The sequence below is a fragment of the Burkholderia sp. 572 genome (assembly GCF_040545135.1).
GTDB lineage: Bacteria > Pseudomonadota > Gammaproteobacteria > Burkholderiales > Burkholderiaceae > Burkholderia > Burkholderia cepacia.
The window spans coordinates 39,010-53,606 of the sequence record NZ_JBEPLH010000015.1 but is presented as its reverse complement, the minus strand read 5'-3'; the positions used below and the strand labels follow the sequence as shown (position 1 = coordinate 53,606).

At 67.0% G+C, this 14,597-nt stretch carries 13 protein-coding genes; 9 read left to right on the top strand and 4 right to left on the bottom strand.

What is annotated here, in order from left to right; translation table 11 throughout:
* Positions 1 to 19 precede the first annotated feature (19 nt).
* Positions 20 to 940: a LysR family transcriptional regulator gene (locus ABIC51_RS26610; protein WP_021161804.1), complete on the top strand. Its 921-nt coding sequence runs from the start codon at positions 20 to 22 to the stop codon at positions 938 to 940.
* 141 nt (positions 941 to 1,081) lie between these two features.
* Here ABIC51_RS26610 and ABIC51_RS26605 read toward each other — a convergent pair whose 3' ends face one another.
* The gene (locus ABIC51_RS26605) at positions 1,082 to 3,250 is read right to left on the bottom strand and encodes a M1 family metallopeptidase (RefSeq protein ID WP_059710380.1); all 2,169 of its coding nucleotides are present in this window, start codon (positions 3,248 to 3,250) and stop codon (positions 1,082 to 1,084) included.
* 639 nt (positions 3,251 to 3,889) lie between these two features.
* Here ABIC51_RS26605 and ABIC51_RS26600 point away from each other — a divergent pair.
* From ABIC51_RS26600 to ABIC51_RS26585, 4 genes are all read left to right on the top strand, one after another.
* Positions 3,890 to 4,384: an LEA/WHy family protein gene (locus tag ABIC51_RS26600; RefSeq protein ID WP_027788502.1), complete on the top strand. Its 495-nt coding sequence runs from the start codon at positions 3,890 to 3,892 to the stop codon at positions 4,382 to 4,384.
* 172 nt (positions 4,385 to 4,556) lie between these two features.
* Positions 4,557 to 4,889, top strand: coding sequence for a YegP family protein (locus ABIC51_RS26595; RefSeq protein WP_027788501.1), 333 nt, complete (start codon positions 4,557 to 4,559; stop codon positions 4,887 to 4,889).
* 156 nt (positions 4,890 to 5,045) lie between these two features.
* Positions 5,046 to 6,179, top strand: coding sequence for a methyltransferase (locus ABIC51_RS26590; protein WP_146254886.1), 1,134 nt, complete (start codon positions 5,046 to 5,048; stop codon positions 6,177 to 6,179).
* 89 nt (positions 6,180 to 6,268) lie between these two features.
* Positions 6,269 to 7,159, top strand: a complete 891-nt coding sequence (locus tag ABIC51_RS26585; RefSeq protein ID WP_021161799.1) for a class I SAM-dependent methyltransferase — start codon at positions 6,269 to 6,271, stop codon at positions 7,157 to 7,159.
* 52 nt (positions 7,160 to 7,211) lie between these two features.
* Here ABIC51_RS26585 and ABIC51_RS26580 read toward each other — a convergent pair whose 3' ends face one another.
* Together ABIC51_RS26580 and ABIC51_RS26575 are read right to left on the bottom strand one after the other, a co-directional pair.
* A complete protein-coding gene (locus ABIC51_RS26580) occupies positions 7,212 to 7,784 on the bottom strand; it encodes a DUF1415 domain-containing protein (RefSeq protein ID WP_146254887.1) in 573 nt (190 codons plus the stop codon).
* Between the two features lie 76 nt (positions 7,785 to 7,860).
* A complete protein-coding gene (locus tag ABIC51_RS26575; protein ID WP_027788498.1) occupies positions 7,861 to 8,481 on the bottom strand; it encodes a TetR/AcrR family transcriptional regulator in 621 nt (206 codons plus the stop codon).
* Between the two features lie 220 nt (positions 8,482 to 8,701).
* Between ABIC51_RS26575 and ABIC51_RS26570 the strand changes: the two genes are divergently transcribed.
* From ABIC51_RS26570 to ABIC51_RS26560, 3 genes are all read left to right on the top strand, one after another.
* On the top strand, positions 8,702 to 9,985 hold the full coding sequence (locus tag ABIC51_RS26570; protein WP_027788497.1) for an MFS transporter: 1,284 nt from the start codon (positions 8,702 to 8,704) through the stop codon (positions 9,983 to 9,985).
* Positions 9,986 to 10,150: 165 nt separating this feature from the next.
* The gene (locus tag ABIC51_RS26565; protein ID WP_021161795.1) at positions 10,151 to 10,756 is read left to right on the top strand and encodes a nitroreductase family protein; all 606 of its coding nucleotides are present in this window, start codon (positions 10,151 to 10,153) and stop codon (positions 10,754 to 10,756) included.
* 186 nt (positions 10,757 to 10,942) lie between these two features.
* Positions 10,943 to 12,193, top strand: a complete 1,251-nt coding sequence (locus tag ABIC51_RS26560; RefSeq protein ID WP_175901140.1) for an Hsp70 family protein — start codon at positions 10,943 to 10,945, stop codon at positions 12,191 to 12,193.
* Positions 12,194 to 12,292: 99 nt separating this feature from the next.
* Here the strand turns inward: ABIC51_RS26560 and ABIC51_RS26555 are convergent, their stop codons facing one another.
* Positions 12,293 to 12,496, bottom strand: a complete 204-nt coding sequence (locus ABIC51_RS26555; protein WP_006477070.1) for a cold-shock protein — start codon at positions 12,494 to 12,496, stop codon at positions 12,293 to 12,295.
* Between the two features lie 420 nt (positions 12,497 to 12,916).
* On the opposite strand from ABIC51_RS26555, the gene ABIC51_RS26550 reads away from it, so the two are divergent.
* Positions 12,917 to 14,515, top strand: coding sequence for an APC family permease (locus ABIC51_RS26550; protein ID WP_021161792.1), 1,599 nt, complete (start codon positions 12,917 to 12,919; stop codon positions 14,513 to 14,515).
* Positions 14,516 to 14,597: the final 82 nt, after the last annotated feature.

The following is a 14,597-nucleotide window of genomic DNA, read 5'->3' as shown; positions in this document are numbered from 1 at the left end:
CCAAATCCGAAGGCACCGAATGGACGATTTCCTTTCCCCGCACCTGGCGCTGTTCGTCGACGTGGTCGACCAGCAGAGCTTCTCGGCGGCCGCCCGCCGGCTGGGTGTCGCCGCGTCGTCGGTCACGCGGCGCATCGACCGGCTCGAGACACAGCTCGGCATCCGCCTCCTGCATCGCACCACGCATGCGCTGCGGCCCACCGAGGCCGGGCAGTTGCTGTACGGGCGCGCGACGCGGATGCTGGCCGAGCTGCGCGGCCTGCAGGAAGACCTGCACAGCCAGCACGACGAGCCGAGCGGGCTGCTGCGCGTCGACTGTCCGGCGCCGTTCGGCCGGCGGCATCTGGTGGCCGCGCTGGCCGCGTTCATGCAGCGTCATCCGGCGCTGCAGGTCGACCTCGTGCTGACCGACAGCATGGTCGACCTGCAGGGCGCGCGGCTCGGCTCCGATGTCGATCTCGCGGTGCGCATCGGCCCGCTCGAGGACACGCGCCTCGTCGCAACCGTGCTGGCGCCGCAGCGGCGCGTGCTGTGCGCGAGCGCGGCGTATCTGGCGCGGCGCGGCGAGCCGGATACGCCCGACGCGCTCGCCGGGCACGACTGCCTCGCCTGGCACGGGGTGCCGCCGCCGGGCGCGTGGCGCTTCGGCGAGCGCCGCCACGCGCCGGCGCAGCCGCGGTTTCGCAGCAATCATTCGGAAGCGTTGCTCGAAGCCGCGATCGACGGGCTCGGTCTCGCGCACCTGCCGACCTGGCTCGCGGGGGATGCGTTGCGCGATGGCCGCTTGCGCGCGGTGCTGCCGCAGTTCGCGGCGGCGCCCGAGCCGGCGACGATCCACGTGTTGCGCCAGCCGGCGCGCGGCACCGCACGCGCGTCGCGGCTCGTCGCGTTCCTCGCGACGTGGTTCGCGCAGCCGGCGTGGGATGCGGCGTGGGCGTGACGACGGCCGGCGACGTGTCGCCGGGCCCGACGCACGCCGGGCATGAAAAAGGGCCTCGCACGCGAGGCCCGTCAAAGGTCGGAGAAACCGGTACGCCGGCCGGCCGCCGCAGGCTGCGCGGCACCGGCCGGGCGCGCACCGTTACTGCGTGACTACCTTACGCGGCTTGAAGATGCCCTGGTATTGCAGTGCCGGGCGTTCCTTCGTCACCGGTTCGATGCCGCCGAAGGTCGGCGTCTGGCGCAGCTTCATCGCAGCCGGCGAAGCGACCGAGCCGATCGACGTCGAGCGCGATGCCGGCGCGAGGTTGTTCGCGACGAGCAGCGCGGCTTCGCTCTTCAGGTTCGCGAGCAGCACCGGATCGGTCGAGCCGTTGACCTGCGTGAGCAGCCCGCTCCAGGCCGCGTCGCTGTAGTTCACGACGTAGTAGTCGAGCCCGCTCGGGTCGGCCACCACGCCCGTGCAGCCGTCGATCCGCGTTTGCGTCTGCGTATCCTTCAGCGCGAGCGTCGTGCGTTTCGCGAGACCCTGGCCGTACGCGAGCGTGATCGGCACCGTCCACTGCAGGCCCGGATACGCGTTCTTGTTCGGGAACGGCTGCTGTTTCAGCGTGACGACCGTCTGGTTCTTCGTCAGGTCGCACTGCGTGTCGAGCGAGATCAGCGGCACGCCGGTCTGGCGGACGTAGCTGTCGCCGATCGCGCCGATCGCCTGGCCGCTTTCCTTCGACAGCGCATCCCACAGGCGCTTCGGTGTGCCGTTGCCGAACGAGTAGTCGACGAGGTACTGCTGCAAACCCTTGCGCAGCGTCTGTTCGCCGAGATAGTTCTCGAGCGTCTTCAGCACGTGGCCGCCCTTGTCGTACGTGAACGCGCTGGCGCTCAGCACGAAGTCGTTCGAGGCCCAGCCGTTGAAGTTCGGCGCGACCGGGAAGGCGTTCGGGCCGATGTCACGATTGATCACGCGGTACTTGTTCTTCACCTGGTCGAGCCAGCTGAACTCGTCGGGGAAGAACTGGATCGTCGTCTTCGTCTCGAAGAACGTCGCGAACGATTCGTTGAGCCACACGTTGTCCCACCAGTCGGTCGTGACGAGATCGCCGAACCACTGGTGCGCGACTTCGTGCGTCAGCACCTCGTTGCCGTAGTGCGACATCGGCTGGCCCGGCTGCGGCAGGATGTCGTCGGCGAACTCGAGGATCGACCCCCAGTTCTCCATCCCGCCGAAGTTCAGGTCCTTCTGCTCCTTGAACGCGTCGTTCGCGGCCACCGTGTCGAACTTCGTGAGCGGCAGCGCAATGCCCGTGTAGCGGTAGTAGAAGTCGAGCGCCTGCTTGGTGCGGTCCATCGCCGGCTTCGCCCAGTCGCTCATGCCCGGCGGCGTGAACACGCGCAGGTGCAGGCCGCCCTTGCCGCCCGGCAGCGGGCTCGTGAAGTCGTCTTCATAGGTGTCGAACAGGCCGCCGCCGAAGAACAGCAGGTACGACGGCATCGGCGGGGTCTTCTCGAACTGCACGAGCTTGTAGCCGCCGCCGACGTTGGTCGACGGCTTCTCGGCCGCGTTCGACACGACGCGCCAGTTCGACGGCACTTCGGCCGTCACTTCATAGGTCGGGCGGAACGCCGGCTCGTCCCAGCCGGGGAACCACTGGCGCGACAGGTTGGTTTCGCCCTGCGTGAGGATCGCGCCGCTCGTCTTGCCGTCGGTGCCCTTCAGGTCGACGCGGAACACGCCTTCCGCAGCCGAGCAGCCCGGATACGGATCGTCGCCGCAGCTGCCGCCCGTCTTCGTGCCCGGATCGTCATACGACTTGAAGTTGATGATGCCCGACCATTCCATGTGCAGCGAATAGTTGCCCGGCGAGATCGTGCCGCTCACGGGGCGCAGCTGGTAGAAGTCGCCCTTGTCCTGCGGCGTCGCGATCAGCTGGATGTTGCCCGGCTGCAGCGTGATGCGGCCGTTCGTGAACTTGATCCGGTGGCCGGCGATCACGATGTTGTTGACCGGCTTCAGCACCTTGATCTCGACGTCGGCGCGGCCGTCGAACGCGTTCAGCGCGTCGTTCGGGCGGAACCACAGCCGGTAGTTCACGGGCACCACGGTGTCCGGCAACTCGACAGGCGACACGCTCTTGTCGACGTTGGATGCGCTCGGCGGCGCGTTGACGGTGGGCGACGAGCCCGAGTGCGGCGCGCCGGCGGAGCTGAGCGCGGAAGCGGAGCCTGCACCGCCGTCGTCACCGCCGCACCCGGCGAGTGCGAGCGCGGCGACGAGCGGCAGATAACGCATCTTGCGAATATCGATCGACATGACTGAAACCTCGATTGTTGAAAGAATCGTTCAGTGCTGCGAAAACGCCGGCAAAAACAATCCCCTCGCCGTTAATCAACAGCGATGAAAATGCCAATGACGGATTATTCGAAAAGACGGCGGCCGACTACGTGAAGGTAATCATGGTTTACTGCCCCCTCTGGATTTCCGGATGTCGGTTAACTTGCCGGTTCAAAATGGCCGGGCGCGTGTTGTACTGAGTTGATTTCGCGCGCACGACACGGAGCCGCGCGCCCTGCGCGGGCGCGCGATTCCATTGAACCAACGACCTACGGGGCTGGCCGGGCCGGGCCGCAGGATGGCAGGAAGGCGTGTCGCCGTTCCGTAAAATCGCCGTCATGCGGCTTCAAGCTTTGTCGGCTTGCTCGAAGGATGCGTAAATATACTTGATGGTTTTAGGTAAAGGAAACGAAAAATTTAGAAATTGCATCTATTGAATTCACTGCGCTTCATTGAATGCTGGAAAGCATTAATGCGCTTTCCGTTTAGCTGGTATTTTCGTAGTTTTAATCTATTAACGATCCGGCGTGGCCGCGAAAACTACGAAACCCGGTGTGCGGGGCGCGCTCGGTACAATGCAGCGACGATCCGCTCACCGATTGCCGCGAGGAGGCCCCCATGCCACGAACCCTGTTCCGAATCGCGCCGCTGCGCGCCGTGCTGCTGCTGTTCGCCGCCGTGCTCCTGCTCGGCGGCTGCGCGGGGCTCACGCGCGATTCCGTGCGCGTGTCGGTCGCCGGGCTCGACCCGCTCGTCGGGCAGGGCCTCGAGATGCGTTTCAACCTGAAGCTGCGCGTGCAGAACCCGAACGACACGCCGATCGAATACGACGGCATCTCGGTGGCGCTCGACCTGAACGGCACGCCGTTCGCGAGCGGCGTGAGCGACCGCTCGGGCGTCGTGCCGCGCTTCGGCGAGGCCGTGCTCGACGTGCCGGTTTCCGTGTCGGCGTTCGCCGCCGCGCGGCAGGCGTGGAACCTGCCCGGCGCGGCTGCCAGCGGCGAGTTGCCGTATGCGCTGCGCGGCCGGCTCGCGGGCGGCGTGCTCGGCACCGTGCGCTTCAGCGACGCGGGCACGTTGCGCATGCCGGCGATGCCGGGGTGGGGCGGGTAGACGATGCCGGCGCGATGCGGGATGCCGGACGCCGGGCCGGACGAAGCGTCGCGATCGCGGCGCCGTCTGACGATTCCTGACGATCGAGCTTCACGTGCCTTACGTCTTGCGCGTCAATCGCGTTTAGACTGCCTCAGTCCGGAGGGCCGGGCGACTTTTTCGAGAGGGCACCATGGCAGCGAAATTCGTCATCAAGAAAGCGAGCGACGGGCAGTTCCTGTTCCACCTGAAGGCCGCCAACGGCGAGATCATTCTGCGCAGCGAGCTGTACAAGACCAAGGCGTCGGCGGAAAACGGCGTCGCGTCGGTGCGCAAGAACGCGCCGGACGACGCGCGCTACGAGCGCAAGACCGCGAGCAACGGCCAGTTCATGTTCAACCTGAAGGCCGGCAATCACGAGATCATCGGCACGAGCGAGCTGTACAAGGCCGAAGCGAGCCGCGAGAACGGCATCGCGTCGGTGAAGCAGAACGCGCCGGACGCCGCGCTCGACGACCAGAGCTGACCGGCCCGTCAGCGCCAGCACGCCGCGAGCATCGCGCGGGCGGCGGTCGGGGCGGTCGCCCGCGCTTTGCCGCGCGGGCAAAGCGCGGTATGGTGTGGTCCGCGCGGCGCGCGTCTGTAGCGCCGCCTGTCTGAAGCCAACCGTAGCCGAGCTCGCGTGACCGATTTCCCCGTTTTCCACTGGACCGACGCCGACGGCGCCGAACATGCCGTGCGCTGGCGCTCCGAAGCCGGCGTGCAGCCGCCGAAGCGCGCGGTGCCCGCCGACGACCGTCTCACCGCCGACGCGGCCTACCGCCTGGCCTGCGAAGGCACCGCGCTCGTCTGGCAGGGCGACTTCCAGAATGCGCGCCAGCTCGTGCAGGCGATGGCGCGCCGTGTCGAACGCAAGCCGAAGAAGGCGAAGGCCGCGGTGGGCGTCGACGCATTCAACCTGCATCGTCTCGCGCAGTCGCAGCGCGCCCGCACGCTCGGGATGCTGCTGATCCCGCTCGATGCCGACTACACGATCCCGCTGCGCCGCGCGCCCGACGTGCGCGCCGCGTGCGAGGAAGCGTACGGCCCGGGCGGCGCACCGTCGGTCGTGTCGCTGCGCGAGCTGCTCGGCCTCGTCGGCGCGCATGAATGGCGCAAGAAGGGTGTGCCGATCCCGGCGCTGGGCGGCACGCCGATCCATCCGCACTACGGCGTGTTCTCGCCGGTGCGCGGCGAATACGTCGAACTCGTCGCGCGCGCGCCGCTGCCCGCGACGTCGCTCGCGTTCGACATCGGCACGGGCACCGGCGTGCTCGCGGCCGTGCTGGCGTCGCGCGGCGTCGAGCGCATCGTCGCGACCGATCAGGATCCGCGGGCGCTCGCCTGTGCGCGCGAGAACGTCGAGCGGCTGGGCCACGCGGGCCGCGTCGAGGTCGTCGAGGCGGATCTGTTTCCGGCCGGCCGTGCGCCGCTCGTCGTCTGCAACCCGCCGTGGGTGCCGGCCCGTCCGAGCGCACCGATCGAATACGCGGTCTACGATCCCGACAGCCGCATGCTGCGCGGTTTCCTCGCGGGGCTCGCCGACCATCTCGAACCGGGCGGCGAAGGCTGGCTGATCCTGTCCGATTTCGCCGAGCATCTCGGCCTGCGGCCGCGCGACACCCTGCTGCAGTGGATCGACGAAGCCGGCCTCGTCGTGCTCGGCCGCGAAGACATCCGCCCCGCACACCCGAAGTCCGCCGACGCCGACGATCCGCTGCACGCGGCACGCCGCGCCGAGGTCACGTCGCTCTGGCGGCTCGGCGCACGAGCCTGACCGCGCATTTTCGGTAAACTATCGCCATTCCTCACGAATTCCCGCCGCCGGGCCGTGGTCTGCCGACCGTGGCCCGGCGCCGCTTCACGATGTCGAACAAGACCCACGAAATCCGCCCGGAGCAGTCCGTCGAGCTGCTGAAGGAACTGCACATCCTTACCCGCGACGGGAAGCTGAACCAGGACAGCCGCCGCAAGCTGAAACAGGTCTATCACCTGTTCCAGTTCATCGAGCCGCTGCTTGCCGGCGTGCAGGCCGACCGTGGCAGCGTGACGCTCGTCGATCACGGCGCCGGCAAGTCGTATCTCGGCTTCATCCTGTACGACCTGTTCTTCAAGCAGCAGCCGGGGCACGGCACGGCGGCATTTGCGTCGCACGTGTACGGGATCGAGACCCGCGAGGAGCTGGTCACGCGTTCGGCCGAGCTCGCCGCGCGGCTCGGGTTCGGCGGCATGTCGTTCCTGAACCTGTCGGTCGCCGATTCGATCACGTCGCCGAAGCTGCCCGAAACGGTCGACGTCGTCACCGCGCTGCATGCGTGCGACACGGCGACCGACGACGCGATCCGCTTCGCGCTCGCGAAGCGCGCGCAGCACATCGTGCTCGTGCCGTGCTGCCAGGCGGAAGTCGCGGGCGTGCTGCGCAAGAACAAGGGCAAATCGCTCGCGAACGCGCTGACGGAAGTGTGGCGGCATCCGCTGCATACGCGCGAATTCGGCAGCCAGATCACCAACGTGCTGCGCTGCCTGCAGCTCGAAGCGCACGGCTACCAGGTCAGCGTGACCGAGCTGGTCGGCTGGGAGCATTCGATGAAGAACGAGCTGATCATCGCGCAGTACAAGAACCTGCCGCGTCGGCGGCCCGGCGAGCGGCTGAACGAGATCCTTGGGATGTTCGGGCTTGCCGAGCTGAACGCACGTTTCTTCGTGCCGGAAGCCGCGGCGGCGGGCGGCGAGGTCGCGGAGCCGGCCGAAGGCTGACGCGCGGGCGGGCGGTGCGCCACGCGGCGCACGTTGCACGCCGCACGCCGCGTCAGACGTCGTCGCCCGGCCGGCGCATCCATTCTCGCCAGCCGTCGTGGCCGAGGCGGCGCAGTGTTTCCTGATTCCTTTCGTAGATCGCGGACGCGTCCGGGAACGCGTCGACCGCGCGCGCGATGCTGTCCTCGCGCAGCAGGTGCAGGATCGGATACGGCGCGCGGTTCGTGTAGTTCTCGATGTCGTCGGGCTCGCTGCCTTCGAACCGGTACTGCGGGTGGAAGCTCGCGATCTGCAGCACGCCGTCGAGCCGCAGTTGCCCCACCAGGCGGTCGGCAAAGAACAGCGCATCGTTGTAGTCGACGAAATCGGCGAACGCATGCGGGAAGATCAATAGCGTCGTGTCGACCTGCTGCGGGTCGGCCGCGTCGAGCGCGCGCAGTTCCGTTTCGAGTTCGGCGAGCGCGTCTTCGAGCGTCGTCGCTTCGCTGATCGCGTAGCGCACCTGTTCCTTCACATAGACGCTTTTCGCGAACGGGCACAGATTGAGCCCGATCACCGCGCGCGCGAGCCAGTGCCGCGTGGCGGCGAGGATGTCGTCATGCGATTCGGGGCGGGTGTCGGTCATCGTGAAACCAGTCGGGCGGAAGGGCGGCGAGGGCCGCATTGTAGCGGGCGCGCAGGGTGCGGACGCGCGCGGCCCGTCACGCGCACGCGGCTTCGATCAATTGCGTGACGAGCGCGGGCGCGGTGCCGATCGGCGTTTCGCCGTGCCGATAGGTCTGGCTCGCCGCGTAGATACCCTCGACCACCAGCGCGAGCGCATCGGCGAGCGCCTGCGGTTGCCGCGCGCCGGCGCCTTCGCATAGCGCGACGAGCCGCTTCATCAACTGTTCCTTGTTCTGCGCGACGCGCTCGCGCGCCGGGTGCGATGCATCCGGAAACTCCGCCGCGACGTTGACGAACGGGCAGCCGCGATAGTCTTTCTGCGTCGCGCGCTCGGCCAGGTCGACGAAATACTGGATCAGTTGCGCCTTCGGCTGGCCCGGATGCTTCGCGGTGCTTGTGTCGAGACGCTCGAAGAAACACGCATCCATCCGCTCCAGATACGCGAGGATCAGGTCGTCCTTCGACGAGAACTGCCGATACAGGCTCATCTTGTTGACGCCCGCGCGTTCCACGACCGCCTCGACGCCCACCGTCCGAACGCCTTCTCTGTAAAACAGCTCCTCGGCGGCGCGCAGCAGGTGCTCCTGCGCGGTGGCGCCGTCGATCGGCCGGCGCGTACGACGCGCCGGCGGTTTGGCGATCTCGATGCCCGACATGATGACCCTCGACTGCATATTGGATTGCTTGACATGTTACCGATTGGTCACTACGATCGCAACACACTTGTGACCGGTCGGTAACAATGCCGACCGGATCGACAGACAAATGCCAAGCGTCGGCCCGGGTCAGCCGATGCAGCGTGCGGCGGAGGTGGCCTGGCTGGGTGGGGCGGAGCGGGTGCGGAGGCGCCGGCGCCGCCAACTGGAGAACGCGAAGATGAACTGGGCGGTGACACGAATCGGCGGGCGCTTCCACTACGGATGGCTCGCGGCGGCGGTGGTATTCCTGATCCTGCTGGCGGCCGCCGGCACGCGCGCGACGCCGAGCGTGCTGATGGTGCCGCTCGAACGCGAGCTCGGCTGGAGCCGCGCGGCGATTTCGCTGGCGATCTCGGTGAACATCGCGCTGTATGGCCTGACCGGCCCGTTCGCGGCCGCCGCGATGCAGCGCTTCGGGCTGCGCCCGACCATCCTCACCGCGCTCGTGACGATGAGCGCGGGCGTCGCGCTGTCGTCGATGATGACGCAGAGCTGGCAGATGGTGGTGATCTGGGGCCTGATGGTCGGCTGCTCGACGGGTGTCGTCGCGCTGACGCTGTCCGCGACCTTCGTTACGCGCTGGTTCCATGCGCGGCGCGGCCTCGTGATGGGGATCCTGACCGCGAGCACGGCCACCGGCCAGCTCGTGTTCCTGCCGATGCTCGCGGCGATCGCGCAGCGCCACGGCTGGCGGCCGGTCGTGCTGGTCGTCGCGGTGGCGGCCGCGATAGTGATTCCGCTCGTTGCGTTCCTGTTGCCCGAGCGGCCGGCCGACGTGCAGCTGCGCCCTTACGGCGAGCCGGCCGATGCGCCGCCCGCGCCCGATGCGACCAAGGAGAACCCGCTCGCGGTCGCGTTCCGTACGCTGCTGACGGCGAGCCGCTCGCGCGATTTCTGGCTGCTGTTCTTCAGCTTCTTCATTTGCGGCGCGAGCACCAACGGTTACGTCGGCACGCACCTGATCGCGATGTGCAGCGACTACGGGATGACGGAAGTGCAGGGCGCATCGCTGCTCGCCGCGATGGGCGTGTTCGACCTGTTCGGCACGACGCTGTCGGGCTGGCTGTCCGACCGCTACGACAATCGCGTGCTGCTGTTCTGGTACTACGGGCTGCGCGGGCTGTCGCTGATCTACCTGCCGCATGCGTTCGGGATCGATTTCTTCGGGCTGCCGCTGTTCGCGATGTTCTACGGGCTCGACTGGATCGCGACCGTGCCGCCGACCGTGCGGCTCGCGACCGACGTGTTCGGCAAGGCCGCGGCGCCGGTCGTGTTCGGCTGGATCGTCGCCGGCCACCAGCTCGGCGCGGCGTTCGCGGCGCTCGGCGCAGGGCTGCTGCGCGCGAGCCTCGGCACCTACACGATCGCATCGATGATTTCGGGCGGGCTGTGCATCTTCGGCGCGCTGATCGTGCTGCGCATCAACCGCGGCCCGTCGCGCGCGGCTGCGCAGGCGGCCTGATCGCGGCAAGCCGGCAGTCCGGCCGGCCCGCGCGGCGGGCGGCCGGCCAATGCACGCACGCAGATTTGCATAGCTCGGCAGGATCGGGCGCGGATCGGCTCAAGCGGGTATGCTTGCGGTTCGCCAGGCGTTCGCGCCCCTTCATCGATGTCAGCGAGGATCCGCATGTCCGTCAAACCTGCTCCCACCACTGTTTCGATTCACGATCTGATCGCGGGCCGCTGGAGCCCGCGCGCGTATTCGGATGAACCCGTCAGCGCCGGCGATCTGCACGCGGTGCTCGAAGCTGCCCGCTGGGCACCGTCTGCGTACAACGCGCAGCCGTGGCGCTTCATCGTATTCGACCGCACGCAGGACGAAGACGCATTCAAGCGCGCGTTCGCGACGCTGGTGCCGTTCAACCAGGGCTGGAATGCGCCGGCGCCCGTGCTGATCGCCGTGACCGCGCATACGCTCACGCCGAAGGGGGAACCGGCACCGACCGCGCTGTACGACGCGGGCGCCGCCGCGATGTCGCTGGTGCTGCAGGCGCACGCGCTGGGCCTGGCCGCCCACCAGATGAGCGGCTTCGACGCGAAGGCGTTCCGCGACGCGTTTGCGATTCCGGCCGACGTCGCGATTCCGGCGATCATCTCGCTCGGTCACTACGGCAACGTCGACAAGCTCGATCCCGTGCTGCGCGATCGCGAGAAGGCGCCGCGCACGCGTCATGCGATCGGCGAGGTCGTCTATGCGGGCGCGTGGAAGAAGGGCTTCGACGCGGCGGCCTGACCTGCCTGGAGCGGGCTGCGTCGCGCATCCCGTCCGCCTGTCTTCCCGGCGCGCCCGTCTGCGCGCCGTCGCCACCGGGGCCCGCTGCGCGGCACCGGTGGCCGGCCCCGGTTGTGATCCCGCGGGCTTCATGTTAAAAAGCCCGTCCTTTCCGTTTTCGCGCCGGCCCTGCTGCGGCAATTTCCCATGACTTACTGCGCGATCGATTTCGGCACGTCCAATTCCGCCGTGGCGCTGCCCGACGGCGATGGCATGCGCCTCGCGCCCGTCGAGGGCGACCACCTGACGCTGCCCACCGCGATCTTCTTCAACAACGACGAAGAGACGGTCGAATACGGCCGTGCGGCGCTGGCTTCCTACATCGACGGTTTCGACGGCCGGCTGATGCGCTCGATGAAGAGCATTCTCGGCTCGCCGCTCGCGGAAACGACGACCGATCTCGGCGACGGCAGCGCGATCGCGTACACCGACATCATCGCGCGCTTCCTGACGCACCTGAAGCACAAGGCCGAAACCCGCGCGGCTGCGCCGATCGGTCGTGCGGTGCTCGGCCGGCCCGTGTTCTTCGTCGACGACGATCCGCGCGCCGACCGCCTTGCACAGGACCAGCTCGAGGCTGCCGCGCGGTCGGTCGGCTTCACGGACGTTCAATTCCAGTACGAACCGATCGCGGCCGCGTTCGACTACGAGTCGCGCCAGCAGGCGGAGCGCCTCGTGCTCGTCGCCGACATCGGCGGCGGCACGTCCGACTTCTCGCTGGTGCGCGTCGGGCCCGAGCGGATGGCGCGGCTCGAGCGCAAGGACGACGTGCTGGCCCACCACGGCGTGCACGTCGCGGGCACCGACTACGACCGGCGTGTCGAGCTGGCCGCGATCCTGCCCGCATTCGGCTACCGTTCGCTCGATCCCGAAGGGCGCGAGCTGCCGAACAAGATCTACTTCGATCTTGCGACCTGGCACCTGATCAACACGGTCTACACGCCGAAGCGGCTCGGCGAGCTGAAGCTGATGAAGCACCTGTACCGCGATGTGCAGCAGTACGACCGGCTCACGAGCGTGGTCGAGCAGCGGCTCGGGCATGCGTTGATGGCGCGCGCGGAGGAAGCGAAGATCGGCGTCGCGGCGGGCGGCGAGACGATAATCGACCTGAACGACGTGGAAGAGGATCTGCAGATCGCGTTCGATGCCGAGCGCCTCGTCGATGCGAGCCGCGACGACACCGCCCGCATCGTCGATGCCGCGCGCGAGACGGTGCGGCTGGCGGGTGTCGCGCCGCGCGACGTCGGCGCACTGTATTTCACCGGCGGCTCGACGGGGCTCGCGTTCCTGTCGGGTGCGCTCGCAGGTGCGTTCCCGGATGCGCAGCCGGTGTTCGGCGACCGCCTCGCGAGTGTCGCGACGGGGCTCGGCATTCACGCGCAGCGCTTGTTCGGCTGAATGCGGGCGGCTGAAAGGCCGTCATGCCGGGCGACCGGCGCCGAAAAACAAAAAGCCCCGCCGAAGCGGGGCTTTTTTACACGAATAATCGCGCCAAGCTTAGACCGGACGGATGTTCGCAGCTTGCAGACCCTTCGGGCCCGTCTTCACTTCGAATTCAACCTTCTGGTTTTCTTGCAGCGTCTTGAAGCCTTCGACGCGGATTTCCGAGAAGTGCGCGAACAGATCGTCGCCGCCGCCTTCCGGGGTGATGAAGCCGAAGCCCTTTGCGTCATTGAACCACTTGACGGTACCGGTTGCCATGTTACTTGTTCCTAAAAAGATAAAACGGGGCCGAAGCCCATGGTGTGCGGAAAATCAAGGAAGGGGTAATAGGACCAACCGGAGTACCGTTGATGGGCGAACTACGAAAGAACCAATTCACTCGCCACTTGAAATCCTGCGAAGTCCTTTATACGGCTTATCACCCGCGTGGTCAACCGTATTTCCATGGACTCAGGGTTATTGCGTATATCAGGTTTACAAAGCTTGCAAACGATGCGAATTTTTTGTAGGGGCCGAACGATTTTGGCGCCACGCTTGAGGTGCAACCGTTAAACTACGCGCCGCGCGGACGGGTTGCCCTGATCGGGTGACGCGTCCCCCCAAGAATGCGTGCGCGGTGCAGTCCGAGCCGATCCCGGACCGCGGGCCGACCATGCTTTTTGAGACACAGGAGAGGATGTGAAGAGTTCTATTCAACGGAACATCGGCCCGTTTGCATTGATGCTGACGGGGCTGGGTTCGATTATCGGCTCGGGCTGGCTGTTCGGCGCCTGGAAGGCCGCAAAGATCGCCGGTCCGGCAGCGATCTGCGCATGGATCATCGGCGCGGTCGTGATTCTCGCGATTGCACTGACGTACGCGGAACTGGGCGCGATGTTCCCCGAGTCGGGCGGCATGGTGCGCTACGCGCGCTACTCGCATGGCTCGCTGGTCGGCTTCATCAGCGCGTGGGCGAACTGGATCGCGATCGTATCCGTGATCCCGATCGAGGCTGAAGCGTCGATCCAGTACATGAGCACGTGGCCGTATCCGTGGGCGCATGCGCTGTTCGTAAACGGCGAGCTGACGACACCCGGCCTGCTGCTGTCGGCCGTGCTGGTCGTCATCTACTTCTTGCTGAACTACTGGGGCGTGAAGGCGTTTGCCCGGGCGAACACCACGATCACGATCTTCAAGTTCCTGATCCCCGGCCTCACGATCCTCGGCCTGATGCTGACGAGCTACCATCCGGAAAACCTCGGCACCGCATCCAATGCAAGCTTTGCGCCGTACGGCTGGTCAGCGGTGCTGACCGCGGTCGCGACGAGCGGCATCGTGTTCGCGTTCAACGGCTTCCAGAGCCCGGTGAACCTCGCGGGCGAAGCGCGCAACCCGTCGCGCAGCGTGCCGTTCGCGGTGATCACGTCGATCCTGATCGCGCTCGTGATCTATGTACTGCTGCAGATGGCGTACATCGGCTCGGTGAATCCGGCTGACGTCGCGCAGGGCTGGTCGCACTTCAACTTCAAGTCGCCGTTCGCCGAACTGGCGATCGCGCTGAACCTGAACTGGCTCGCGATCCTGCTGTACGTCGACGCGTTCGTCAGCCCGAGCGGCACCGGCACGACGTACATGGCGACCACCACCCGCATGATCTACGCGATGGAGCGCAACAACACGATGCCGAAGATGTTCGGCAACGTGCACCCGCTCTACGGCGTGCCGCGCCAGGCGATGTGGTTCAACCTGCTGGTCTCGTTCATCTTCCTGTTCTTCTTCCGCGGCTGGAGCTCGCTCGCGGCGGTGATCTCGGTCGCGACGGTGATCTCGTACCTGACCGGCCCGATCAGCCTGATGGCGCTGCGCCGCTCGGCGACCGACATCGAGCGTCCGCTGTCGATTCCGCTGATGAAGCTGATCGCGCCGTTCGCGTTCGTCTGCGCGTCGCTGATCCTCTACTGGGCGAAGTGGCCGCTGACGGGCGAGATCATCCTGCTGATGATCGTCGCGCTGCCGGTGTACTTCTACTTCCAGGCGAAGTCGGGCTGGACCGGCTGGGGTGCCGACCTGAAGGCCGCATGGTGGCTGGTCGCGTACCTGCCGACGATGGCCGTGCTGTCGCTGATCGGCAGCAAGGAGTTCGGCGGCTACGGCGTGCTGCCGTACGGCTGGGACATGCTGATCGTCGCCGCAATCTCGCTGGTGTTCTACTTCTGGGGCGTGAATACCGGCTACCGGACCCAGTATCTCGACGAGCGTGAATCGCACGACGAGATCCTCGAGGGGGTCGGTGCCTGACGCGTGACCTGTCGCCGGATTCGGCGGCGGCAGCCAGCAGCGGAAAAAAGCCCGCCCGAGCGATGCTCGGGCGGGCTTTTTA

Excerpts from the sequence above, each read along its gene's own strand:
- ABIC51_RS26585 (WP_021161799.1), top strand. The coding sequence starts at position 6,269 with ATGTCGAACAAGACCCACGAAATCCGCCCGGAGCAGTCCGTCGAGCTG.
- ABIC51_RS26610 (WP_021161804.1), top strand. The coding sequence starts at position 20 with ATGGACGATTTCCTTTCCCCGCACCTGGCGCTGTTCGTCGACGTGGTC.
- ABIC51_RS26595 (WP_027788501.1), top strand. The coding sequence starts at position 4,557 with ATGGCAGCGAAATTCGTCATCAAGAAAGCGAGCGACGGGCAGTTCCTG.
- ABIC51_RS26560 (WP_175901140.1), top strand. The coding sequence starts at position 10,943 with ATGACTTACTGCGCGATCGATTTCGGCACGTCCAATTCCGCCGTGGCG.
- ABIC51_RS26600 (WP_027788502.1), top strand. The coding sequence starts at position 3,890 with ATGCCACGAACCCTGTTCCGAATCGCGCCGCTGCGCGCCGTGCTGCTG.
- ABIC51_RS26580 (WP_146254887.1), bottom strand. The coding sequence starts at position 7,784 with ATGACCGACACCCGCCCCGAATCGCATGACGACATCCTCGCCGCCACG.
- ABIC51_RS26555 (WP_006477070.1), bottom strand. The coding sequence starts at position 12,496 with ATGGCAACCGGTACCGTCAAGTGGTTCAATGACGCAAAGGGCTTCGGC.
- ABIC51_RS26565 (WP_021161795.1), top strand. The coding sequence starts at position 10,151 with ATGTCCGTCAAACCTGCTCCCACCACTGTTTCGATTCACGATCTGATC.
- ABIC51_RS26570 (WP_027788497.1), top strand. The coding sequence starts at position 8,702 with ATGAACTGGGCGGTGACACGAATCGGCGGGCGCTTCCACTACGGATGG.
- ABIC51_RS26605 (WP_059710380.1), bottom strand. The coding sequence starts at position 3,250 with ATGTCGATCGATATTCGCAAGATGCGTTATCTGCCGCTCGTCGCCGCG.
- ABIC51_RS26575 (WP_027788498.1), bottom strand. The coding sequence starts at position 8,481 with ATGTCGGGCATCGAGATCGCCAAACCGCCGGCGCGTCGTACGCGCCGG.